Genomic DNA, 21,425 nt, shown 5'->3' on the forward strand with positions numbered 1-21,425 from the left:
GTTACACCTGCCTCTCGGCGACGAGCGCGGGCTGGTCCTCGGAGTCGGCGGCCAGGGACAAGAACCGTTCGGGCTCGGCGACCCTGGCGACCCGCACAAGCCACGCGAACCCCAGTCCAAACAGGATCCCGATGCCCAGCAGGACGATCTGCCCGGTCGCGGAGTCGTAGGCGGACAGGTACGGGCGGTTGAGCAGCACCACGGCCACGGCGAAGCACAAGGTGGTGCCGACGATCACCCGCACGCTGGTCCGGGTCCGGGCGCGCCCGGCTTCGACCCGCATCCGCATCGAGGCTTGCTCGCGGGCGGTGTGCGCCAGCGAGCCGAGCAGGTCACCGAGCTGGCGGGCCTGCTGTTCGGCCGCGAGCACCAGCGCGGCGATGACGAGGTCGCCGGTGGGGTCGGCGAGCTGGTCGGCCAGGTGGCGCAGGGAGGGCGCCAACCGGTCTCCGTTCTCAATCCGCACCGCGAGGTCGGTGATCTCGCCGCGGATGGCCGGCGGCGCCAGCGGAGCGGTCGCGAGGATGGCCTGCTCCAGCCCAGCGGCGGCCGAGAGCGTGTCGCGCAGCATCTCTGTCCAGGTCGCGATCGCCTCGATCCGCGCCACCCGACGTGCGTGCTCGGGGTCGCGGCCCAAGACACGGGGCAATGCCCAGACCGCGAGCCCAGCCAGCACGGCGCCGACAACCCAGCCGGTGGCCACACCAGTGAGCACACCCACCGCGACCGCCAGGCCGATCCGCAGCGCCTGGCGCTGATCTCGCGGCGCGGCTTGGGCGCGGCGCGTCTGCCCGCGGCGGAACAGTCCGGAGCGCCGGTTCACGTTCACACCGCGCCAGCCGATGATGACCAGCAACAACCCGACACCGACGCCGACGCCGAGCAGGGCCGAGAGGGCGGTGGTAGCGCTGATCGTGATGTTCACCGCGGCCACCACCCCTCCGGCTGCTCAAGCAAGCCGGGGTCGAACCCGGCATCGACGAGGTCGTCGAGGGTGTCGGTGCGCAGCGCCCCGGCCACCGGGCGGGCGCGGCGGTCCGCGCCGGGCCGGTAGACCTCGTTGGAGACCACCTGCGGGCCGTCGGCGCCGACCACCTCACGGATCGAGGACACGACGCGGGTTGTCCGGTCGGTGCCGCGGGCCAGGTGCACGACAAAGTGCACCGCCGAGGCGACCAGCAGGTTCGTCGCGTCCAGCGGGAGGCGTTCGACGCCTTGCGCGGCGTAGGAGGCCAGCCGGGTGAAGGCAATCCGTGAGCTGGAGGCGTGCAGCGTCGCCATCGAGCCGTCGTTGCCCTGCGACATCGCGTTGCACATCGGGATGACTTCCGGCCCCCGGATCTCGCCGACGATCACCCGGTCCGGCGACATGCGCAGGCCCCACCGGACGAGTTCGGCCTGGGAGATCGCGCCTTCGCCCTCGACGTTGGCTTCGCGGGCCTGGAAGGCGGTCACGTCGGCGTGGACGTCGGGGTCGAGTTCCAGGCCGAGTTCGAAGGCGTCCTCGATGGTCACGATCCGCTCCATCGAGTCCATCTCCGACGCGAGCGCTCGCAGCAGGGTGGTCTTGCCTGCGCCGGTGCCGCCGGTGATCAGGATGTTCTTGCGCGCCCGGACCAGCGCGCGCAGGAACTGCTCCAGGCCGGGGTCGATGGTGCCGCGGGCGCGTAGTTCGGGCAGGGTCACCGTGAGGTAGCCGTGCCGGCGGATCGACAGCGAGGTCACCCCGCCCGCGGTCAGGCCCATCACCGCGAACAACCGCTCCCCGCCGGGGAGTTGGAGGTTGACCGCCGGGGAGCCGTAGTCGAAGCGGCGTTCCTGGCTGGACGCGCGGGCCGCGAGCAGCCGGACCAGGTCGGTCAGCTCCTCGTTCGAGCCCGCGATCGGGGCGACCCGCGCGCGGCGGCCGTCGTTGTACTGCACGAAGACCCGGTCGTAGCGGTTGGCGTTGATCGTCTCCACCGTCGGGTCGTCCAGCAGTGGCTGCAGGCCGGCCATGCCGAACAGTTCGTTGATGACCTCGGTGATCACCCGCTGTTCGACATCCCGGCCGACGAGCGACCGGTTGTCCATCAGCTCGTTCTCGCTGTGCGCGGCGACCGCGTCCTCCAGGATCGCCCGCGCCAGCTCGCGACGGGCCTCCCTGGTGACCGGGGCGCCGGTGCGGCGCTGCTGGGCATCGACCCGCAGCGGCAGCTCGGTGCCGAGCGTGTCGCGCAGGTGCTGGCGAAGTCGCCCGACGGCCTCGGTCGCCTGCACCGGTTCCGGGCCGCTCGGCGCTGGTTGCGGGGTCGCCTGCGCCCAGCTGGGGTGGCCGGACGTGTTGGCCGGTTGCCAACCTGACGGTTGTCCCTGCTGCTGGTGCGGACGCAGTGGTACCGGAGCCGGATACCCGTTGGGCGGAGGGGTGTTGGGCGGGTACGTCATGACGCTTGCCCTCCGCGCGAAGTGTTCTCGGTGTTCGGCGGCAGGGGTGCGGGTGCCAGTCGCAGACCGTTGGCCGAGACCGGGCTGGTGGGCACGCCGGGCACCGCGCGCAGCATCTGCATCGGCTGGTTGTCGGCCGGTGCCTGCCGGGGCAACGCAGGCGGCGGTGCCTGTTCGGCGATGAGCACTTTCGCCACCTTGTGCGCGACCTGCCCCAGCGCCGAATGGGCCGGTCCGCTGCGGCCCCACCGCAGCGTGCTGGGCCGTCCACACAGCACGGCCGCCCCGTGCGGATCGTCAGGCACGCGGCCCAGCGGCAGCACTCCGAGTTCGCGAGCGACTTCAGCGGTGGAATACCCCTCGCCGACCAGCAACATCGCCGGATGCGCGGTCCAACGGCCGATCGCCGGCAGGCGACGGGCCAGGTGCGCGAGGTCGTCGGCGTGCGCACGGGTCAGCAAGACCATCGCGTCGGCCGAGCGCACGATCGGCATCGCCGGAGACCCGGCATCGATCCGGCCGCAGTCCACGATCACCACGGCATCCGGCGCGCTCGCGGCGGTCCACAGGACGCCCGCGCCAGTGGTCGGGTCGGCCAGCGCGGACAACGCCGCTCGCGCGCGGTCGGCGTCCGGTGGCGCGGCCACCACCGGCAGCCCGCCCGGCAGGGTCTGCGCGTGCTGCCACAGCAACGCCGGGTCGTCGCTACGCCGGGCGGCGACCGCCAAGCTCACCAGCCCCGGCGCCGATTCCAGCGAGAACCGCGTCCCGACGTCCCCGCCGGACGGGTCGGCCTCCACCAGCAGCGCGCGGGCAGGCGATGGCCAGCGCGCGGCCAGCGCGACCGAGAACGTGGTCACCCCAGGCGACCCTTTCACCGACAGCACCGCCACCAACATCACTGACCACTTCCCGGAAGCATCACGATCGACAACTGACCCGCGGGCACGGCGGCGATCTGGCGGGCGGCGGCCTGGCTCAACTGCACCGACACCACCGTGACCTGCTGATTCGGCGGCGAGGTCACGCTGGTGACCACCGCCGGCCACACCGTCGTGGAGTCCGGCGTCGGCGGGCCGGCAAGCGCGGCACCTGATTGGCCCGGCACGAACACCACCGACACGTGCGCGCCCGGCGACACCTCCACCGGGAACTGACCCGCCTTCAACGACAACGCCGCGATCGCCTGCCCTGCCCCGGGGACACCGGCACCGTTCACCGCGTCCAGGGTCAGCAGCGCTCCGGCGGGCAAGCTCGCGGACAGCGTCTTACCCACCACGCTGGCCGCTTGGTTCGCGTCCACAACAGACACACCGGGGTCGACGGCGACGTTGACCTGCTTGAGATCCTGCGCGGTCAGGACCTGCCCGACCGCCACCGGCCGCGCCAACGCCAAGACCGTTTCCCGGTTCCCGGAGTTCAGCGACACCACCAGGAACGCGGCGGCACACGCCAGCACAAGCAGCGCACCCAGCAGCAGATGCGGGATGCTGCGGCGTCGTTTCGTCCCACGCAGCCGCGAAGCGGGCTTCTTGCCGTCCGCGACCCAGGGACCGCTGGCCGACTTCGTGGATCGGTCGGTGTCCGGCTGAGTCGTGATGTTCGTGGTCACGCCGGTACCTCCTCCAGGCATGGGGGTAGTGCGCCGCGTCGCTGAGGTTCTTCAGCGAGCGGAAGGACGGGTCTGTTGTTTGTGTTGTTATGAAAGGAGGTGCTGCCCGAGAGAGGTCAGCCGCCGCCGTTGTTGAGGGCTTGGGACTCCGCGACACGGAAGGCCGCGTTACCGGTCGTGGTCAGGTCCGGGAACGTTCCGCCTTGGCCCGCGCCCGCCCAGGTGACCGTCCAGTGCACCGTGGCGGCGACCGGGAACGCTTGCCCCGCTTGCTTCGCGGACGAGGTGCGGTAGGTGTGGCCGCAGTCCGGCGACGGCGCCTTCGGGTCACTACCGGCTCGGAACGGCGTGCCCGCCCCGGTACACGTCACCGTGCTGCCGTCGCCCATGGACCACGTCACCGACGTCGGCGTCGCGGTGGCCGTCACCGACACGCCCGGCACGGACGCTGTCGCCGATACCGGCCCCCACCCGCTCGACAGCCACATCCACGTCGGCAAGTTCACCAGCTGATCGCCGACAGGGTTCGCCGCGATCGTCGGTGTGGGCAGCCGCAACTGCTTGCGCGCCATCTGCGCCAACTCGGCCGGCGAAGGCAACTGCGCCGCACCGGGTTGCTGTCCATCCGCGATCCACACCGGTGGCCGGTACAGCCCGTCGGTGACGCCCGCGGTCGAGCATTGCCATACATACCAAGAACCTTGCTGGCCCTGTGCTGGTTGGGCGGCTTGCGCCAGGACCACTCCACCCGCTGCTGGGCGAGTGAAGACAGCGGGTTGCACGGTCGCGCCGCCGGTGTTCAGTGGCTTGGTGAAGGCGGCGGTGACCACACCACCGGACGGCGGCTGGTAGTCGCTCTTCACGTAGGAACACTTGGCCAGGTTCGAGTTCCCACCGATGATCGTGTCGCCGGGGTTGCTGTTGCCCTTGCCTGGGTTGCCGGTGCCCGGACGTCCCGGCTTGTTGCCGTTGCCTGGGTTCCCCGGTTTGCTGTTGTCGCCGCCTTTGCCCGCGCCGAGATCGCAGACCGGGGCCGGCGTCTGGTCACACGTCGTGCTGCCATAGCCGCCGTCGGCGAGCGCCGGAGCCACACCGCATATGCCGCCGACGACCACCAGTCCTGCCACGATTGAAACGCGTCGTAGTTTCAGCATGTCCCCGCCTCGTGAACGCCGTACTCCGAGACCTTCCATGATCCGTCCGCCTGCTTCTGGACGATGGCGTTGATCAGGTGCCGACCGCCCGGAGTGTCGTTGGCGAGCTGGCCGGTGTCGGCCTTGTACTTCAACCAGCGCGAATCATCGGAGCAGTCCGTGATCACGATCTTGTTCGGATTGTCAGGAGGCTCGACAGAGGACACCGAAGGCTCGTAGGTGGGTTCGCCCTTGGTCACCAAGCCGTTGTAGTGATCTGCGTACAAGGCCCGTGACATGTTCGTCAGCGCGATCCCGGTCGCGTACCGCCCCAGCTTCGGCGACTGCCAGTCCGATGTGGTCCCAGCGGCGACGAAGTCCTGCCACATACCTCGGTACGACGCGAGGGCGTCCTGCTTGGCTTTGTCCACAACAGACAATGCGGTGGTCGACGGAACCGAAGTCGTTGACGCCTGCCCGGTCGGCTGGGTCGTGCCGGACGATGGGGTGTTCGTGCCGGAACTACACGCGGCGAGGATCGCCAACGTAGCTCCCAGGCCGAGCATCGCCCTGGCTCGGCGCCCACTAACGATCAAGACCTTGCGGACTACCACACCCCACCCCCCAGACATCAGTGAAGATCGTCTATCGTTTTCGTGATACACACCACGTCTACACCACCCACCCCCACCGACTGCAAAGTGTGTAGGCGACTGACTTTGAAGTCGGAAAGGCATTTTCTATAGATCTTCACTCTTTTGGGCGATAGGCATCACTGTCTGAGGTTGCCTTCGTGACACTAGAGGCGCGACCAGCACTTTCTGGGGGTAGGCAGTGGCAAATCGACTACAGAACGTTATAAGTGTGGGTGTCGGTTGATGTCCGCCGCGTTCATCACGGCGTGGGCGGGGGCGGGAATCCTCGTTGGCGCCGCCCTGGCATTCGGCTCCCAACGCCTGCTCACGACGCCTCCGATCGCAGCCCTCGCGATGCGGCTCACCGCCACGCTCCTGACCGCCCTCATGTTCGGCGCCCTCGCCTGGCGCTTCGGTCATCAGTTCGACTTGCTGCCGTACAGCGTGCTCGCCGCACTCGGTGTAGCACTCGGCGTGATCGACGTCCTCGAGCAACGACTACCCAGCGTGCTCGTCTACTCGGGCGTCGCCATCGTCGGCGCGCTGCTGGCGACCTCGGCGATCCTGCACTCCAAAGGCCCGGACTTCGTGCGCGCCCTGGTCGGCATGGCAGTCATCGCCATCCTCTACCTGGTACTTGCGTTGGTGTCCGGAGGCGGACTGGGGGCCGGCGATGTGAAACTGGGCGGTCTACTCGGCCTCGCGCTCGGCTGGTTGAGCTGGTCGGCACTCGTCACGGCGACCGTCCTCGGCTGGTTCGCAGCCGCCCTGGTGTGGCTCCTGGTTCGGGCGACCCGACGAAGACCGCAGGGCTCACTGGTGCCCATGGGACCGTTTCTCCTGGTCGGGGCGTTGATCACGATCGTGGGCGTTCCGGGGTGACGTTCGCTGAAGCTTCGCCTGCGGCGTGCATCACCATTCCAGAGGTTCGCGTTCGTAGAAGAATCCCCCGGTGGGGCCGTCGTCGGGCAACGTGGCGAGCCAGACGGGAGTGTCGGCACCCTGCTCGGCGGTGCGTGGAGCGTTCGGGCCGCCGAGATCGGTGCGGACCCAGCCGGGGGACGCGGAGTTCACCAGGATCCCGGTGCCGGCGAGTTCCGCCGCGAGGACCCGTGTGACGGCGTTGAGGGCCGCCTTGGAGACGCGGTAGGCGGGCTCGGTGGGCCGCGTCATGTGATGCAGAGAGCCGAGCGTGCTGGACAGGTTGACGATCCTGCCGTAACCGGCGGTACGCATCGCGGGAACGACAGCTTCGGCGCATTGCCAGGCGCCGAGCACGTTCACCTGCCAGACACGGGAGGCCAGGTCGACGTCGATGTGCGACGGCTGTTGGTCTCCGTCGCTGATCCCAGCGTTGTTCACGAGGATGTCGATCCGGCCGTGCCGGTCGAGGGTGTGCTGGACCGCTGCGGCGATGGTGTCAGATTCGGTCACATCGAGGCGTACGCCGGAGGCGGCCCATCCTCGGCCGACGAGATCGGTCGCGGTCCGGTTCGCCTGTTCGACGTCGCGGGCGGTGGCGACGACATGGATATCGCGTTCGGCGAGCTGTCCGGCGATGGCGTAGCCGATACCCCGGTTCGCGCCCGTCACGAGCGCGACCCTGCGAGAGCTGTGCATTCGTTAGGCGGCCAGGTCGGCGAGGTGGAGATCGAGCTTCTGGACCCGAGCCTCCCGGTCGTGGTGCGACATCGCGCGCCGCGCTTCGCGGATGGTGTGGATGGAACGCACCGAGCCGGTGTGGGCGGCGAGGTCGGCCGCGGTGTGGAGGTCGTCGCAGGCGAGGTCGAGGTCATTGGCGTGCAGGTGCGCTTCGGCGCTGCGGACGTGGTAGATCGTGCGGTCTCGGACGTACTGGGGGTTCATGCTGCTCAGCGCGTTGTCGATCAGCGGGCGAGCCTTGGCGGGCTGGCGCAGGTCGACCCAGCAGGCAGCGGCCTGCGCAGCGAGCTCCGACTCGTCGAAGAAGTAGATCCAGTCAGGTTCCGGGTTCTGGGACGTGGTCGCGTCGAGTCGTCGTTCGGCATCGTTGAGGGCGTGACCGCAGGACGCCGCGTCGCCCGCTTTCGCGTACGCCCGCGCCTTCCGGCTGGCCAGCAGCGCCCGAAGACGGGGAGTGGCGGTGTGCTTGGTCCGGTCCTCGGCGGCGTCGATCAGGGCGATGGCTTCCTGGTGGTGGCCGGTCAGCGTTGCCTGGAAGCTCATGCACGCCAAGACGTGCGCGCCGGTCAGGGAGTCGTTCGCGCTGGCCGAGGACCGTAGGGCCGCGACGTAGTAGGACTGGGCGGCGGCATGGTGGGCCGCGTCGAAGTGCAGCCATCCGCACAGGCGGGCTGCCTCGGTGACGAGACTGAACAGCCGCTGCCCGGCGGAGGTGCTGTAGTCCGCTTGATCGGCGAGACGAGTCAGCCAGTTGAATTCCGCGACCGCGAGCTGGTGGAGCTCGCGTCCGCCAAACTCGTCATCGAGCTGGCGAAGGTCGGCGAGCCGGTGGTCGAGCCGGTCCAGGACCGTGGCGGACAGGCGCGGGTCGCGCTGCTCGGGCAGCGCGACCGTGGTCGGTGGAAGGACACCGGTCAGGGCTGAACCCCATCGGTCTGCAACGCCAGCGAGCGCGGCACCCGTGATGATCAAGAACCCCCGGCGATCCATCGTGCCTCCCGCGACCTCGTGAAGAACCTGCATCGTCCCGGTGATCGACCAAGGTGGCTCCAGGACGCTGGCCTGCCCGGCGTGGTGCCAGTCCGGCCAGTTGAACGCAGCGGCCACGTCGCGCGCAACCTCAAGCTCGGACGTCCGGCCAGCGGGAGGACTGGCGAGTTGATCAGGACCGAGGAGAGCGGCGAGGGCGTCGCGGGACAAGTCGAGGGCTTTGGCGAGGTCTGGCTGGTTCCACGGCTGCGGCGTGCCCGTGCCGCGCTCCCAGCGTCCTACCGTGGATCGTTCGAGCCCGAGGCGCTCGGCGAGCGTGTCCTGGGTGAAACCCATCGCCGCGCGGCGTCGTGCCAGGCCGTCTCGTCGTGCTGCCATGCTCGTCCCCGTCCGGCTAGACCGCCCCTGATATTCCCGTCGCCGTTTGGCCAGGTCAAGACTAGGGCCACAAGACACCAAAAGCCCGGCAGGCCGGCGGATCAGCGGAGTGACCGGAAAACACGCGTACGAGCTGCCTTTTGTTCGTTGAGAAGCATCACCGACTGTGGCGTGGCGTGGGTACCATTCCCTCACGCGTCCGATCGCGGCGAGTAAATATGCCTCCTCGGGGCTGCGGCGTCCAAGAGACACCGCCGAGAAGCCTGGTTACACACGGTGTCAACCCGCTTCACCCGATTGACGTAGACGCCGCTCGGTCAACGTTTGGGCAGGTCATCGGGGGTGACGCTCCATCCGCGCCCCATCGCCGCCCCACCGCCGCTCTGGTCCGCTCCCCGTGGCGATCGTTTAGTTGATCGGTGTTCGCAGCCGCAACCACCAGCAGTTTTGGAACCGGCAACGGGCACCTCCCGGCTGGCGCACCGAATGGTCACCGGGTGCCGATCGCAGGCCGCTCTTGACGGCCTGCGGCGGACGACAAACGACGCAACAAACCAAATAGGGACTCGCTGACTATTGGAGTAGATGATGCTCTCCCAGCGATTCGCGACGCCCTGCGCGCCGCGATGCCCACAGACTCAGCTCGCTGTGCCGTGTTTGTTCGTGCAGCCGGTGTGTCGACGGGAATGGAGTAGGGACACCGCGCGAGGCGGTGCCGCACGATGAACACCGGACCCTGGTCCATCGCGTGCCGTGATGTCGCCGGCCGCGAGAGGACCCTGCGTGTTGTCGTGCGTGGCTCGGAGGTCGTGGTCATGGCTCCCCCTGGGGAAGTCGCGGTCCTCGACCGCGCCGCCACCGCCCAGTTCCGCTCCGCCGTCATGCAAGCCACCGAGGTGGCGACCACACCCGCGCCAGGTGCACCTGGCCCTTTCACGGCAACCGGCATGGCGGGCACGGCGGAGCAGAACAACGGCGGTCTTCCCCCAACCGCCGAGGGGCGCCCTGCTCTGCTGTCATGTCGCGGCGGGACCACGACCCCGATACCTGGTCTCGCCGCGATCCCCGCCATCAGGGGTGAGGCCGGATGATTGCCGTGGTCATCACGGCGAGCGCCGCGCTGGCGTTTGTCTGTTGCCTGCTGCGGCTGGCGTGGCGGCGTCGGCAGACCGAATCCGCTTACGCCGGTTCGCATCGCCGCGCGCCGCGCCAGCCCCCGAACCGTGTCCTGCGGCACGCGATCGCCACGGCCGGAACACATGGCCTCGGCATGATCAGAAAAACCGACGGCTCATGAGGCGGTCATGTCCGACCGTGCCCGCCGCGACCTTGCTTCGTCGACTGGGATGGCACCACCGCAAAGTCGACTGCCGCGACGGCGACGGCCAGCGGTCCGCGCTGCACCTGCGGCGGCGCACTCCCGCGGACGTCGAGATCGAGCTGCCCGGCGGACGGCTTGCGCGGCTGACCAACGCCGAGGCCGGGCAGCTCCGGGCGGCACTCCGCGACGTTCTGCTCGCCGAGCACCCGCCGCACCGAGCGGGGGCCGTCTAGCCAGATGTTGAAGCCAGGCCGGATTTCTCGCCGTGCCTTCGGACGAGCGCGCGCTCGCGACACCGACTGCGGTCGGGCGGAAGCGGTTCGACGACGCCTTCCGCCCGGCCGCCACCAGCACCCACCCCTCTCGAGGAGGACCGACTCATGACCGCCGTCATCGACGACCACCCCGCCCTGGCTGAGCAGAAGCCTGACCAACGAGCGCGGGACTACAGGGACGTGTTCGCGTGGCCAACCACCATCGACAGCGTCACCGGTGATGTCCGCCTTCAGCTTGGCACGACCGTCGACGCGCTTATCATGCGCGCCGGGTTTGCCGGGGAGGTCAACAACTTCCTTGCGCGGCACATGTTGCGCGCGCCCATCATCGTGGTTCCCGGCGGTCCCAACGACTGGATCTTCCTCACCCAGCCACGCACGCCCCTGCGCCAGTCGTCCTGGGACGACCTGGTGCGCATCCAGGTCGGCTGGAAACAACGCGGTGACTCCATCTTGCTTCCCGCTTTGGACAACGTGGACGAAGGCGTGCGGTGGCTTGAACAACCGCAACCACACATGACCCTTCCGCCGTGGACCGCAGTGGTCGGCGCGGCCCGCTCGACGTCCTCGCTGTGCGGGACGTGGTGAACATGCCGATCGGCACCCCCGCTCACCGACATCCGCGCCACGCCATTGTGATCGCCTCCGGCGGGTTGGACTCCACCGTGCTGGCGTACTGGCTAGCCGCGCGCGGGGCCGAGCTGACGCTGTTGTCCTTCGACTACGGCCAACGGCACCGAGTCGAACTGGAGTACGCGGCCGAGATCGCGCGACTGCTCAACTGTCCACACGAGACCGTTGAGCTTTCGATGCTCGGTCGGCTACTGGTCGGCTCGGCCCTGACCGACACCGACGTGGCGGTGCCTGACGGCTACTACACCGACGAGTCGATGCGTGCCACCGTCGTCCCGAACCGCAACGCGATCATGCTCGACATCGCCGTCTCCGTGGCTGTTGCCCGCAAGGCCGATGTGGTCGCGTTCGGTGCGCATGCCGGTGATCACGCCGTTTACCCGGACTGTCGACCGGAGTTCGTCGAGCGGTTCACCCGGTCGGTCCGCACCGCCAACGAGGGGCTGCTGGTCGACGATTTCGAGATTCTCGCCCCGTTTCTCACCCAGAGCAAGACCGACATCGTCCGCATTGGCACGGCACTGGACGTTCCGTTCGAGCGGACGTGGTCGTGCTACCGGGGCGAGGCGACGCACTGTGGGACATGCGGAACCTGCACTGAACGCAAGGAGGCGTTCCAACAGAACGGCATCACCGACCCCACCAGCTACCGCTGCGCGTGACGAGGTGATGATGATGACGGAGGCGGAACTCGGCTCGCCAACTGGGCCTGGGCGGGGCCGTCGTTCCTCGCGCCACGGCTCGCGCGTGTTGGGTTGCGAACCGGTACAGCGTGGCGAGGGGATCGTTCCTGCCGCCCAAGCACCCAGCACGGTAGCGCACCAGGCGGCAACGCCGCCAGCGCCCTCCGCCTCCGGACCGCAGTCACACTCGTTGATGCCGCTGCTGTCCGAGCCGTACCTGCGCCGCGCGTTGCGCCAATGCGGCCGGCGAGCTTCGGCACCCGGTGCTGACGACATGACCTGGGGCCACCTTCGCCGCGAGGCCCGCGTGATGCTGCCGCAACTGGCCATCGAACTCGCAAGCGGAACGTGGCAGCCCGGACCGATCCGCGACGTACGGCTCCCCACCTACACCGGCAAAGAGATGCACACCTTCATCCCCACCGTGCGGGATCGACTGGTGCACCGCGCGCTGCGCAACGCCCTCGAACCGGTGCTGGAAGCGAGCGCCTTCCGCGATTGGGTGTCCGGATTCCGTCCGCGCCGCAACCGCATCACCTCCCTGCGTCAGGCCGCTGGGTATAGCCGCGCGGGCTTCCGGTGGGTCGCCGATCTCGACGTCGCCTCGGTGTCGGAAGGCGCGACGATCGACGAAGTCATCGACTGGCATGCCGAGCACATCCACGACGGCACCTTCCTGGCCCGCCTCCGTACCGCGCTCGCCGCGATGCCGAGCCCCATCGCGCCGGGCTCCGGCCTGGCGCCCATGCTGATCAATCTCCGATTGTCCCAAGTGGATGAACGAGTCTCTGGGCTTCGGGTCGTCCGCTTCGCCGACAACTATGTCGCTTTCGCCCGAACCCGCGAGGACGCGCAGGAGGCGTTCTACACCATCAGCGACGCACTCCTGCAGCTTCGGCTGCGGCCCAACGAGGCCAAGAGCCGTATCCGCGACGACGCCAACGTCGAAGACCTTTTCCTGATCGGCGGCTGAGGCATGAACCTGGAATGGATCGAGGTCACCGGCGGAGTCTGCGCCTTCGGGGACGACGCCCGCCCTATCCAGGTCGCCACTTTGTTGTGGACGCGCACCCCGATCGCCTACGGACACCTGCCGAGCGAGCACCCTGGCCTCGGGCCGCGGTTCCCCGTCGCCGAGATCAGCCACGCCGAGGCGACCGAGATCGCCAGCCGATTGGGCGGGCGGTTGCCACGCTCGGCGGAGTGGGAGTGGATGGCCGCCGGAGCTGACCGCCGACGCTGGCCGTGGGGCAACGCACCGTGGCAGGCGGCGTTCGCGAACCTGCGCGACTCCGGGCACGGCACGGTCACCACGGTCGACACCCACCCTGACGGTGCCACACCCGAGGGCCTGCTCGATGTCGCGGGCAACGTGTGGGAGTGGACCGCCAGCACCGCGATGAGCGACGGAGTCATCATCCGTGGCGGTTCCTATGCCGCGCCACCGCTGTATGCGCAGTGCACGTTCCTCAACGCCGCGCCCGCTGAACTGCGCTCGCGCGGCATCGGCCTGCGGGTGGTGCGCGAACCATGACCCTTCGGCCGCCCAGCACGCGCTTCCTCGCGCCCGACCAGGGTTTGATCATCCTCAACTGTTCGCGGGAGAAGCTCGTCACCAGCGCCCCGGTTGCGGCGCTTGATCTCTACCAGGGCGCGTGCGTTCCGCAGGCGCGTGATCACTTCGCCGCAGATCCTGCTCGCCGAGCCCGTATCCGGATCCTCTCGGCCGCGCACGGCCTGCTGCGTCCCGAGAAGGCGATCAGCACCTACGACCACCGGCTCACGAACCGGGTCGACGCCGTGCGTCTGCACGAGCGGACGGTCTCCGGGCAACTGGACGCCGAATTGGCGGAGACACCGTCGTTGCGGCACATGCTGATCGTGGTCGAGCCGTTGTACCTGCTCGCCCTGCAGCGCGTGTTCGACCACCTCGACCGGCTCGATCAGATCGCGATCATCCCGGACCCGTGGGGATGGTGGGACGGGTTGACCTACCTCCACCACTGGGGGTGGGCGTGACCACGCTGCACGAGGAACTGTTGCGCCGCAACAATTTCCACACCAGCAGCACTCGCAGCTGGGAAGCCATATCCGGGATCGGGTGGCACGAGCCCACGCCGTCGGAGCTTTCACTGGCCGCCGTGCGCACCCTGTCGGTCGTCGTCCCGGCCTACAACGTCAGCTACTGCCTGCCGGCCGTGCTCGACGCCTTGGAAGGCCAGCACCATCGGCACGGGTTCGAGGTCATCGTCGTCGACGACGCCAGCACGGACACCACGGCTGCCATCGCTGCCCGACACCCGGTCGTCACCACCGTCCTGCGGCTCCCAGAACGCGCGGGCGGGGCCACCGCACGCAACCTCGGCACCGCGCTCGCCCGCGGGCAAACGGTCCTCTACCTCGACGCCGACATGGTCCTGCCCCCACACGTGATCACCGACATCACCGCCCGCGCCACCGACACCACGGTGCTCGTCGGCTTCCGCCACAACCTGCCCTACGACCTGCACCAGGGCGGACGCGGCGTCTTGGCCGAGCATCCCCAACTCGGCGCAGACCATCGGGTCGTATGGCGGCCACCGGTCGGCCGCCCGTTGCTCTACACCGGCGTCACGCTGACCGAGCGCCTGGACGGCCGTCCGCTGGACCACACCCACGACTTCGTCGACCTCGGCTACGGCCAGCGCTATGTCGACTGGGACCTGCCCCGCATGGTCGTCACCTGCCTCGTCGCCGTTCCACGCGCCGCCGTCCTCAACGTCGGAGGGTTCGATCCCGAGTTCGGACGGATCGGCTGGGGCATGGAAGACACGTACCTCGGCGCGTGTCTGATCGCGAGCGGGCTGCTGGTGATCCCGCTGCGGCAAGTCGTCGGGTTCCACCTCGATCCACCGGACGCGGAACAGCAATGGCAACGCAAGCTCGCCACCTGGCCCGGCACCCTCGCCCGCTACTGGGACCTGATGCGACGGCCCGCCCCGACCGGCCGCACCCACTCGTTCATCGCCGAGGTAAGCGAGCTGCTGCGCACCTGCGAGGTGCTGCGACCCCACTAGCGCCAGCGACGGACCCCTGCATCGAAAGCCGCCACGACGACAACGACGAGAAGGAAGACACTGCCCGATGATCGACCCGATCTCCCTCGCGGTCGGCGCTGGCCTGTTCGCCACAGGGCTGCTGGCCGGCAAGCTGACTCGCCGCCGCGCACCCGCAGACACCACGCCGAAACCGTTGTGCGGCTGCTCGCATGGGCTGGAACAGCACGACCCTGACACCAACGAGTGCCACGGCCAGATCCTGCACAAGGATGCGCGCACCGAGGACGGTACCTGGATCGGAAACCAGTGGGTGCCTTGTACCTGCCGCCAGTACGTCGGCCCGAAGCCGTTCGAGGAGCTGTACGCCCCGCCGATGCTGCCACCGCAGGACACGCTGTGATCGGGCGACGTACCGCCATGACGCGGACCTTCACGGCGCGGACACACGGTACCGGGTTCGTCGTCCATGACCCGCTGACCGGGCTAACCCACCGCACTGGTGCCGAACTCGCCTCCGGCCGGATCCGGCTGTCCGACGACGCCCTCTTCTCCTGGCCCGAGATCCACCCGGCGGCCTTGCACGCCGACGTACCGATCAGCGTGTGCTGGTCGCCCTTGGTGCGCTGTAACCTCGCCTGCCCCCACTGCCTGGACGACAAGTCCGTGCCCGAACTGGCCCGACCCGACCGGCACCGCATCGCGCGGCTGGTCGCCGAGTCCGCGATCCTGGGCGTGGACATCTCCGGTGGCGAACCACTGCTGCTGCGCGAACTGCCCGAGCTGATCGACGTACTCGTCGCGGGCGGCTGCGCGGTCAGCGTCACCACCAACGGAACGCACCTGGTCCGCCGTGCCGAAGCCCTAGCGTCCCGCGTGGACGCCGTGCGGGTCAGTCTCGACGGCCCGGACGCCGAACGCCACGACCGCTGGCGCGGCGCGGGCAGTTTCGAGCGCGCCGTCGCCGGAATCCGCGCAGCGGTCGCCCACGGCATCCCAACCCAGATCCAGACCGTGCTTCTGCGCTCCACCGCGCGGGCCAGCGTCCGGCCGCTGGTCGAGTTGGCCGCCGCGCTCGGTGTGCACGGGGTGACCTTCCTGCAGATGCTCCCCATCGGAGAAGGTGCCGCACTGGCCAGCACCGAGCAGTTGACCGACGACGAGGCCACCGACCTCCTTGCCGAGCTGAGCGCCACGTCGGCCGTACCCGTACGCCTGCGCACTCGCGAAGCAGCCGGGGGTTTCACCGTGATCCGAGCCGACGGCCAGGTGTGGCGCAATCAGCCGGACGCGCAGGCCATCAGCTCCCTGCGCCCGCTGCTTTGGGTCAACGACCTCGCACTGACTGCGAGGGACGGCTCGGCATGAACGACTCCTCGAACCGCTCCGGCGTAGCCCGGCTGAAAGCACGCATCGCATTGCAGGAGGAAGGGCGATGAACACGCCGACGAGCGAACAACTCGAGCAGTTCGCGCGGGTGCTGGGAGACCTGCTGCGGACCGCCCGGAAAGAACGCGGCTGGACCCGCAAGCAGATGCGCGCCGAAATGGGCGCTGACGACGAGGACGAGCTGTCCCTGCAAACCCTCGCCACCTACGAACTCGGCACACGCCGCATATCCGTCGAGCGGCTGGTCGAACTGTGCGCCGTGCTGAAGCAGCGGCCCGACGAGCTGTTGCTCCGCGCGACCACCCTCGCGTTCGGCAGCGATCACGACGGTCGCGTCAAGGTCGACCTGTCGGCCCTCGCTCATACGACCGACCCCCGACTGCAGCCCCTCCAGCGATGGGCGACGGTCCGAGCCCGCCAATGCCCGGTCGGACGTACCCCCGTCGAAGAACTGGACGCCCACGCACTGACGGCACTTGCCGGGATCGCCGGATCTCCCATGTACGACCTCGTGCAAGCCCTGCGTGAGCTCCAAGGCGCATAGGACCTGCGATCGCCTCACTGACGCGACATCCCTTGCCCCTCAAAGAATGGACCACGAATGACCACTGCACGCCGCGTCTTCGAGCACCACCAGATCTGGCGCTTGACTCCCGACTCGCTCCGCGAGGCCACGACCCTGTTGGTTGGCGCGATCCTGCGCGATCACCAGTCGGTCGAGCACGTCATCGGCATCGCCAACGGCGGCGTCGCGCCCGCCCGCATGATCGCCTCCACGCTCGGGGTGAAAGCCCGCATGGTCCATGCCCGCCACAACACCGGCGACGCGACCTATCAGCAGGCCACGGGCAAGGTGACGCTCGACCTTGATCCGCTGACACGCGCCTTGAACGGGCAACGAATGAAGGGCCGGGTGCTGCTAGTGGACGACATCTGCGGCAGCGGCGCCACCCTCCGCCGCCTCCGACACGACCTCACGCCCTTGCTCAGCCCGAGCGCGGAGCTCCTGACCGCAGTCCTGTGCCTCAACACCGGGGCGGCAACGCTGCCCGACTACTCGATCTGGACCGTCTCGGACTGGGTCGTCTTTCCCTGGGAAAAGCCGCCCGCCGACCAGGACACCACCCCTCTGCCACGCCCGGAGGAGGCGCTCTGCCATGCCTAGCCCGCCTCCGCTGACCATCGCGTTCGTCCTGGCCTCCTACACTCCGAACGCGCCGGCCGGGATCGAACGAGCCACCGCCGCCTTCGCCCACGGACTGCGCCAGCTCGGCCACCGCAGCCTCATCCTGACCGCCGCCCCGATAACCACCCCTGACGACGACGTGGTGAGGGTGTGTTCGGTGGGCGTCGACTTCCCCTGCGACGACGATGAACTCCGCGACGCGATCAGCACCCACGGCCAGGACGCCCTGCTCGCCGCCGAACTGTGCGAGCTGTACCGCAAGCACCGGGTCGACGTCGCCGTCTACACCGACGGCTTGTGGGGCCTCGGCAGAGCCGCGCCGGTCAGCCGGGCGCGTTCGGTACTGGCCATGCACGTCGTCGGCCACGACCACGATCTCCAGCCCGCCCTGGACCGCGCCGACCTGGTGATCGCGCCGTCCCCGACGGTGCTCGACCAGGCACACGATCGCGGCTACGACACTGACCGTTGGCAGATCGTGCCCAACGCCCTGCTCCACGACCACGCACCGCCACCCGACTCACGACGGGAAGCCCTGCGTCGGCACGGCCCGATCCGGATCCTGGCCCGGCTCGGGCCGGAGAAGAACATCCGGGCCTTGCTGGACGCCGGGCGCCTGGTCGACCGGACGATCGAGGTGATCGTCGGCGAGGCCGGATTCGAGATCGCCGCCGGCGGCCAGGCGGCCGAACTCGAAAAGGCCCGCTACTCCGCGGCCCACCTCAAGCTCGGCACCATCCACGGCGGCGGCCTGACCTGGGACCAGGTGCCGTCCTGGCTCGCGCAGGCCGCGGTGGTGATCGTGCCCTCGCTGCGCGAGACCTTCGGGCTGGTCGCGCTCGAGGCGATGAGCGTCGGCACCCCGGTGGTCGCCTTCGACGTAGGCAACCTTCCCGCCCTGGTCGGCACCGGCGACGGGGCCGGTGGGGTGATCGTCCCCCGATCGTGGGGCGAGCACGGCCTGTGGCGCGCCGCCGAGCGACTGCTCGAAGATCCGATACGCTACGCCGAACTATCCAGGGCTGCGTACTACCGCTCGCGGGACTATCTGCCCACCACAGTCGCCGAGACATTCGTAAAGGCGGTGCGGTGATGCCTGCTGGCGTCCCTTTGCTCCTGGTTGACGGTCACAACCTCCTCTGGCGCGCGGCGTTCGGATTCCCCGCGGCGATCCTCTCCCGCGACAAGACTCGCGACCTCACCGCGGAGTTCGGGTTCTTCGCCCTCCTGCGCGTCGCCATCCGCGAAGAACTGCCCGAGCCACCCGAGGTGCTCGTGGTCTTCGACGGCGAGCACGGTGCCGCCGAGCGCAAGGACAGCGATGCCGACTACAAGGCCAACCGCGTCCTCGACGAAGCCGCGCTCAAACCCTTGCGCGCGATCCCGCACGTCCAGCGAGCGCTGACCGACTACGGCATCGCCTGGATCGAGATCGACACCGCCGAAGCCGACGACGTGATCGCCACCCTCGTCAAGGTCACCCGCAATCAGGACCCCGAGCGGCATGTGCGGATCATGTCCGGCGACCGCGACTTCTACCAACTCGTCGACGACCGGGTCCACGCACTCAACACCGTGATGAAACGCGGCCGACGACACATCGGCCCGGCCGAGGTCGCCGACCGTTACGGCGTTACACCGGACCAGTGGCCCGACTTCTGCGCGCTGAAGGGCGACTCCGCCGACAACATCCCCGGCGTGAAGGGAATCGGTGAAGGCACGGCCGCCAAGCTCCTGGCCGGCGGGCTGCACCTCGACCAGCTTCTCGCCTCCGGACGACTGACCGGGGCGAAGAAGACCAAGGTCACCGACGTCTGGGAGCAGGTGCTCGCCTGGCGCGACCTCATCCGGATGCGCACCGACCTTGACCTCCCACACCACCCGACCGGCCACCCCACGCGCGAGCTGCCCAAGCCGGCCGACGTCATCGAGAAACTCGGACTCTGGTGACCGCCCCGCCGTTCACCGCTCCGGCGTCCGTGCTGACCGTGATGGCACACCCCGACGACGCCGAACTCTGGGCGGGCGGAACACTCGCCCGTTGTTCCGCCTCCGGGGCCGCCGTCACCGTCGCGATCCCGCATCACCCCGAACCAGTGCGGGATGCCGAAGCAGCGGCCGGAGCGGCGATCCTGGGGGCCAAGCTGTACCAGTACGACCAACCCACGGCGACGGCCCTGCGTGAACTCCTACTCGCCGTCCGGCCCGAGATCGTCATCACCCACCCCCTCCGCGACGTTCACCCCGACCACCGGAATCTGGCGGAAACGCTCGTCGCCGCCCTGCCCGACGTCGTCATCGCCACCGGCCACCCACGCCGCGTCTACACCGCCGACACTTACAACAGCCTCACCGCCGACGGCCCCGTACCCGCACACACCACCATCGACATCACCCACTCCTACGAGATCAAGAAGCGCGCGCTCGCGGCCCACACCTCGCAGCCGATCACCGACCACTTCGGTCCCATGGCCGAGACCCTCGCCCGGCTCTGGGGCTCCCGAATCGGAGTGCGTTACGCGGAGAACTTCGTACCGGTTCCCATCCTCGGACGCCTCCCAGCGGCGTCGACATTGTGACCAGGCTCCGATCGAGGGACGCCGCGCAGACCCTGTGACCTGCGCATACGTGAGATGTCGTTACGATGCGACGGTGACTGACGAGGTGGTCTGCTGATGGTCGACTCGGTGAGTCCGCTGGCCGCGTACCGCCTGGCTGCTGGCTTCACGCAGGAGAGCCTCGCCGAGCAGCTGAGTATCGACCGCGGCACCATCGGCCGATGGGAACGGGGTACCCAAGCACCCCAGCCATGGCAACGACCGGACCTCGCGACAAGCCTGCGGATCTCCCTCGCTGAACTCGACGACATCCTGCACCGGACGAAACACCAGACCGACTCCAGATCAACCACCCCGACGTCGAACAAGACCGCTTCAGCTGACGTACGGCGCAGCCAGCAGGAGTGGCTCCACGTGCGGAACGCGCCAGGGGTGCGAGGTCGCGAGCTGACCGAGCTGGCCGCGTGGCTCTATCCGGAATCACAACGGGCACCCGGCGGCCACGTACTCGCCGGCCCCGGCTGGCTGCTCGAGCAGCCAGTTCCCTTGGAATCGGTGCGGCTGGCGTGGTCAGACCAGCAGCGGCCGACTCGCCCATTGCGATCCTTGGAGCACGTCCTGCCGCTGACTGAGCGGGGCGAGCTGTACGCGGGCTACAGCCGAGCGGTGCGGGACCTCGTCCGACCACGGCTGCTGGAGAACCGGCTGAGCTACCGGCTACTTGGCCTGCAGTCCGATCACGGACTGGCGATGAGCTTCGGGACCACCACCTTCTTCGAGGTGTTCGACGTCAAGCAAGCCCTCGCGCACGAGTTCAAGGCTGCGTGGCTGGCCTCGAACCGCTCAGTGCCCGGCTGGAACGCTCTTCCCCTGCGCGCGGCGATCGGTGATCCTTTCGACCCTCAGCAGCTGCTGATGTCGCCGGGGATCAGCACGCTGACCATCCGGCGTGACAGGTCGGACGGTCAGCACCGGTTCGTGCTGCACGAGCGCGACGGCGGAAAGGTCGCGGACGGCGGCGGCCTGTGCCACGTGATGCCAGCCGGTGAATTCCAGCCGTCCTCGGTCGATCTGGCCGACGTGCGCAACGACTTCTCGTTGTGGCGCAACATCATGCGCGAGTTCTCCGAGGAGTTCCTCGGAAACCCCGAGCACGACGGCTCTACCTCCCGACCGATCGACTACGCACACGAGGAGCCCTTCCGATCATTCGATCGAGCACGCGCCGAGGGTGGGCTTCGACTCTGGCACTACGGCCTGGCGATGGAGCCCTTGGAGCTCGGGGCCGTCCAGATGACCGTGGCCGTGGTCGACGACGTGGTATTCGACCGACTGTTCGCCGACCTCGTGGACACCAACGACGAGGGACGGGTGATCGGCCGCGGCGGGCGAACCGACATGCCGTTCACAGCGGAGGCCATCGACCGGCTTGGCCCCCGGTTGTCAGCCAGTGCACTCACCTTGCTCCGCTTGGGCTGGCGTGATCGAGAACAACTACTTGGGTGATT

General features: G+C 68.8%; 26 protein-coding genes. 18 read left to right on the forward strand and 8 right to left on the reverse strand.

From position 1 onward, the window contains the following. Window position 1 precedes the first annotated feature (1 nt). The 6 genes from ACFQGD_RS08775 to ACFQGD_RS08800 form a co-directional block, all read right to left on the reverse strand. On the reverse strand, window positions 2-934 hold the full coding sequence (locus ACFQGD_RS08775; protein WP_345394940.1) for a type II secretion system F family protein: 933 nt from the start codon (window positions 932-934) through the stop codon (window positions 2-4). Beyond that, complete coding sequence (locus tag ACFQGD_RS08780; protein ID WP_009151770.1) at window positions 922-2,427, reverse strand: CpaF family protein; 1,506 nt, start codon at window positions 2,425-2,427, stop codon at window positions 922-924. The genes ACFQGD_RS08775 and ACFQGD_RS08780 overlap by 13 nt, the downstream gene beginning before the upstream one ends. Continuing rightward, window positions 2,424-3,287 carry a MinD/ParA family ATP-binding protein gene (locus ACFQGD_RS08785; RefSeq protein WP_345394945.1) on the reverse strand — a complete coding sequence of 288 codons (864 nt, stop codon included), beginning with the start codon at window positions 3,285-3,287 and terminating at the stop codon, window positions 2,424-2,426. The genes ACFQGD_RS08780 and ACFQGD_RS08785 overlap by 4 nt, the downstream gene beginning before the upstream one ends. A 38-nt stretch (window positions 3,288-3,325) precedes the next feature. Then, on the reverse strand, window positions 3,326-4,039 hold the full coding sequence (locus ACFQGD_RS08790) for an SAF domain-containing protein (protein ID WP_345394948.1): 714 nt from the start codon (window positions 4,037-4,039) through the stop codon (window positions 3,326-3,328). 116 nt (window positions 4,040-4,155) lie between these two features. Then, on the reverse strand, window positions 4,156-5,166 hold the full coding sequence (locus ACFQGD_RS08795; protein WP_390221029.1) for a hypothetical protein: 1,011 nt from the start codon (window positions 5,164-5,166) through the stop codon (window positions 4,156-4,158). A 20-nt stretch (window positions 5,167-5,186) separates the two neighbouring features. Then, the gene (locus ACFQGD_RS08800; RefSeq protein ID WP_345394954.1) at window positions 5,187-5,804 is read right to left on the reverse strand and encodes a YajG family lipoprotein; all 618 of its coding nucleotides are present in this window, start codon (window positions 5,802-5,804) and stop codon (window positions 5,187-5,189) included. 246 nt (window positions 5,805-6,050) lie between these two features. Here ACFQGD_RS08800 and ACFQGD_RS08805 point away from each other — a divergent pair, with 246 nt between their 5' ends. Next, complete coding sequence (locus tag ACFQGD_RS08805; protein ID WP_345394957.1) at window positions 6,051-6,689, forward strand: A24 family peptidase; 639 nt, start codon at window positions 6,051-6,053, stop codon at window positions 6,687-6,689. A 30-nt stretch (window positions 6,690-6,719) separates the two neighbouring features. On the opposite strand, the gene ACFQGD_RS08810 is transcribed toward ACFQGD_RS08805, so the two are convergent. Next, complete coding sequence (locus tag ACFQGD_RS08810; protein ID WP_345394960.1) at window positions 6,720-7,400, reverse strand: SDR family oxidoreductase; 681 nt, start codon at window positions 7,398-7,400, stop codon at window positions 6,720-6,722. A gap of 30 nt (window positions 7,401-7,430) precedes the next feature. Then, on the reverse strand, window positions 7,431-8,837 hold the full coding sequence (locus ACFQGD_RS08815; protein WP_158242448.1) for a helix-turn-helix domain-containing protein: 1,407 nt from the start codon (window positions 8,835-8,837) through the stop codon (window positions 7,431-7,433). 815 nt (window positions 8,838-9,652) lie between these two features. Here ACFQGD_RS08815 and ACFQGD_RS08820 point away from each other — a divergent pair. From ACFQGD_RS08820 to ACFQGD_RS08900, 17 genes are all read left to right on the forward strand, one after another. Beyond that, complete coding sequence (locus ACFQGD_RS08820; protein WP_345394963.1) at window positions 9,653-9,928, forward strand: hypothetical protein; 276 nt, start codon at window positions 9,653-9,655, stop codon at window positions 9,926-9,928. Further along, window positions 9,925-10,134: a hypothetical protein gene (locus ACFQGD_RS08825; RefSeq protein ID WP_009151781.1), complete on the forward strand. Its 210-nt coding sequence runs from the start codon at window positions 9,925-9,927 to the stop codon at window positions 10,132-10,134. The genes ACFQGD_RS08820 and ACFQGD_RS08825 overlap by 4 nt, the downstream gene beginning before the upstream one ends. A 17-nt stretch (window positions 10,135-10,151) precedes the next feature. Further along, on the forward strand, window positions 10,152-10,391 hold the full coding sequence (locus ACFQGD_RS08830; protein ID WP_101434365.1) for a hypothetical protein: 240 nt from the start codon (window positions 10,152-10,154) through the stop codon (window positions 10,389-10,391). A 147-nt stretch (window positions 10,392-10,538) separates the two neighbouring features. Continuing rightward, complete coding sequence (locus ACFQGD_RS08835) at window positions 10,539-11,021, forward strand: hypothetical protein (protein ID WP_345394973.1); 483 nt, start codon at window positions 10,539-10,541, stop codon at window positions 11,019-11,021. A gap of 2 nt (window positions 11,022-11,023) precedes the next feature. Further along, complete coding sequence (gene queC, locus ACFQGD_RS08840) at window positions 11,024-11,728, forward strand: 7-cyano-7-deazaguanine synthase QueC (RefSeq protein WP_009151784.1); 705 nt, start codon at window positions 11,024-11,026, stop codon at window positions 11,726-11,728. A 214-nt stretch (window positions 11,729-11,942) separates the two neighbouring features. After that, entirely contained in the window at window positions 11,943-12,722 is a 780-nt protein-coding gene (locus tag ACFQGD_RS08845) for a reverse transcriptase domain-containing protein (RefSeq protein ID WP_345394978.1), read from the forward strand. A gap of 3 nt (window positions 12,723-12,725) precedes the next feature. Beyond that, window positions 12,726-13,283 (forward strand): formylglycine-generating enzyme family protein, encoded by a 558-nt coding sequence (locus ACFQGD_RS08850; protein ID WP_345394981.1) that lies wholly within the window; start codon window positions 12,726-12,728, stop codon window positions 13,281-13,283. Continuing rightward, a complete protein-coding gene (locus tag ACFQGD_RS08855) occupies window positions 13,280-13,768 on the forward strand; it encodes a DUF6884 domain-containing protein (RefSeq protein ID WP_345394984.1) in 489 nt (162 codons plus the stop codon). Before ACFQGD_RS08850 ends, ACFQGD_RS08855 begins: the two co-directional genes overlap by 4 nt. After that, window positions 13,765-14,805 carry a glycosyltransferase gene (locus ACFQGD_RS08860; protein WP_345394987.1) on the forward strand — a complete coding sequence of 347 codons (1,041 nt, stop codon included), beginning with the start codon at window positions 13,765-13,767 and terminating at the stop codon, window positions 14,803-14,805. Before ACFQGD_RS08855 ends, ACFQGD_RS08860 begins: the two co-directional genes overlap by 4 nt. 67 nt (window positions 14,806-14,872) lie before the next feature. After that, window positions 14,873-15,187 (forward strand): hypothetical protein, encoded by a 315-nt coding sequence (locus ACFQGD_RS08865; RefSeq protein WP_009151789.1) that lies wholly within the window; start codon window positions 14,873-14,875, stop codon window positions 15,185-15,187. A 17-nt stretch (window positions 15,188-15,204) separates the two neighbouring features. Beyond that, window positions 15,205-16,152, forward strand: coding sequence for a radical SAM protein (locus ACFQGD_RS08870; RefSeq protein WP_345394991.1), 948 nt, complete (start codon window positions 15,205-15,207; stop codon window positions 16,150-16,152). Between the two features lie 67 nt (window positions 16,153-16,219). After that, a complete protein-coding gene (locus ACFQGD_RS08875; protein WP_009151791.1) occupies window positions 16,220-16,717 on the forward strand; it encodes a helix-turn-helix domain-containing protein in 498 nt (165 codons plus the stop codon). 57 nt (window positions 16,718-16,774) lie between these two features. Then, on the forward strand, window positions 16,775-17,338 hold the full coding sequence (locus ACFQGD_RS08880) for a phosphoribosyltransferase (RefSeq protein ID WP_009151792.1): 564 nt from the start codon (window positions 16,775-16,777) through the stop codon (window positions 17,336-17,338). After that, the gene (locus ACFQGD_RS08885) at window positions 17,331-18,452 is read left to right on the forward strand and encodes a glycosyltransferase family 4 protein (RefSeq protein WP_345394998.1); all 1,122 of its coding nucleotides are present in this window, start codon (window positions 17,331-17,333) and stop codon (window positions 18,450-18,452) included. Before ACFQGD_RS08880 ends, ACFQGD_RS08885 begins: the two co-directional genes overlap by 8 nt. Next, complete coding sequence (locus ACFQGD_RS08890; protein WP_345395001.1) at window positions 18,452-19,309, forward strand: 5'-3' exonuclease; 858 nt, start codon at window positions 18,452-18,454, stop codon at window positions 19,307-19,309. The genes ACFQGD_RS08885 and ACFQGD_RS08890 overlap by 1 nt, the downstream gene beginning before the upstream one ends. Further along, window positions 19,306-19,938, forward strand: a complete 633-nt coding sequence (locus tag ACFQGD_RS08895) for a PIG-L deacetylase family protein (RefSeq protein ID WP_345395004.1) — start codon at window positions 19,306-19,308, stop codon at window positions 19,936-19,938. Before ACFQGD_RS08890 ends, ACFQGD_RS08895 begins: the two co-directional genes overlap by 4 nt. Before the next feature lie 96 nt (window positions 19,939-20,034). After that, window positions 20,035-21,423, forward strand: a complete 1,389-nt coding sequence (locus ACFQGD_RS08900) for a helix-turn-helix transcriptional regulator (RefSeq protein ID WP_345395007.1) — start codon at window positions 20,035-20,037, stop codon at window positions 21,421-21,423. Window positions 21,424-21,425: the final 2 nt, after the last annotated feature.

The organism is Haloechinothrix salitolerans (assembly GCF_042662605.1).
Lineage (GTDB): Bacteria > Actinomycetota > Actinomycetes > Mycobacteriales > Pseudonocardiaceae > Haloechinothrix_A > Haloechinothrix_A salitolerans.

Bases quoted from the DNA above. Each gene is read 5' to 3' on its own strand.
- ACFQGD_RS08780 (WP_009151770.1), bottom strand. From the start codon at position 2,427: ATGACGTACCCGCCCAACACCCCTCCGCCCAACGGGTATCCGGCTCCG.
- ACFQGD_RS08855 (WP_345394984.1), top strand. From the start codon at position 13,280: ATGACCCTTCGGCCGCCCAGCACGCGCTTCCTCGCGCCCGACCAGGGT.
- ACFQGD_RS08880 (WP_009151792.1), top strand. From the start codon at position 16,775: ATGACCACTGCACGCCGCGTCTTCGAGCACCACCAGATCTGGCGCTTG.
- ACFQGD_RS08835 (WP_345394973.1), top strand. From the start codon at position 10,539: ATGACCGCCGTCATCGACGACCACCCCGCCCTGGCTGAGCAGAAGCCT.
- ACFQGD_RS08815 (WP_158242448.1), bottom strand. From the start codon at position 8,837: ATGGCAGCACGACGAGACGGCCTGGCACGACGCCGCGCGGCGATGGGT.
- ACFQGD_RS08900 (WP_345395007.1), top strand. From the start codon at position 20,035: ATGGTCGACTCGGTGAGTCCGCTGGCCGCGTACCGCCTGGCTGCTGGC.
- ACFQGD_RS08825 (WP_009151781.1), top strand. From the start codon at position 9,925: ATGATTGCCGTGGTCATCACGGCGAGCGCCGCGCTGGCGTTTGTCTGT.
- ACFQGD_RS08865 (WP_009151789.1), top strand. From the start codon at position 14,873: ATGATCGACCCGATCTCCCTCGCGGTCGGCGCTGGCCTGTTCGCCACA.
- ACFQGD_RS08850 (WP_345394981.1), top strand. From the start codon at position 12,726: ATGAACCTGGAATGGATCGAGGTCACCGGCGGAGTCTGCGCCTTCGGG.
- ACFQGD_RS08805 (WP_345394957.1), top strand. From the start codon at position 6,051: ATGTCCGCCGCGTTCATCACGGCGTGGGCGGGGGCGGGAATCCTCGTT.
- ACFQGD_RS08875 (WP_009151791.1), top strand. From the start codon at position 16,220: ATGAACACGCCGACGAGCGAACAACTCGAGCAGTTCGCGCGGGTGCTG.
- ACFQGD_RS08845 (WP_345394978.1), top strand. From the start codon at position 11,943: ATGCCGCTGCTGTCCGAGCCGTACCTGCGCCGCGCGTTGCGCCAATGC.
- ACFQGD_RS08870 (WP_345394991.1), top strand. From the start codon at position 15,205: ATGACGCGGACCTTCACGGCGCGGACACACGGTACCGGGTTCGTCGTC.
- ACFQGD_RS08885 (WP_345394998.1), top strand. From the start codon at position 17,331: ATGCCTAGCCCGCCTCCGCTGACCATCGCGTTCGTCCTGGCCTCCTAC.
- ACFQGD_RS08800 (WP_345394954.1), bottom strand. From the start codon at position 5,804: ATGTCTGGGGGGTGGGGTGTGGTAGTCCGCAAGGTCTTGATCGTTAGT.
- queC (WP_009151784.1), top strand. From the start codon at position 11,024: ATGCCGATCGGCACCCCCGCTCACCGACATCCGCGCCACGCCATTGTG.
- ACFQGD_RS08890 (WP_345395001.1), top strand. From the start codon at position 18,452: ATGCCTGCTGGCGTCCCTTTGCTCCTGGTTGACGGTCACAACCTCCTC.
- ACFQGD_RS08820 (WP_345394963.1), top strand. From the start codon at position 9,653: ATGGCTCCCCCTGGGGAAGTCGCGGTCCTCGACCGCGCCGCCACCGCC.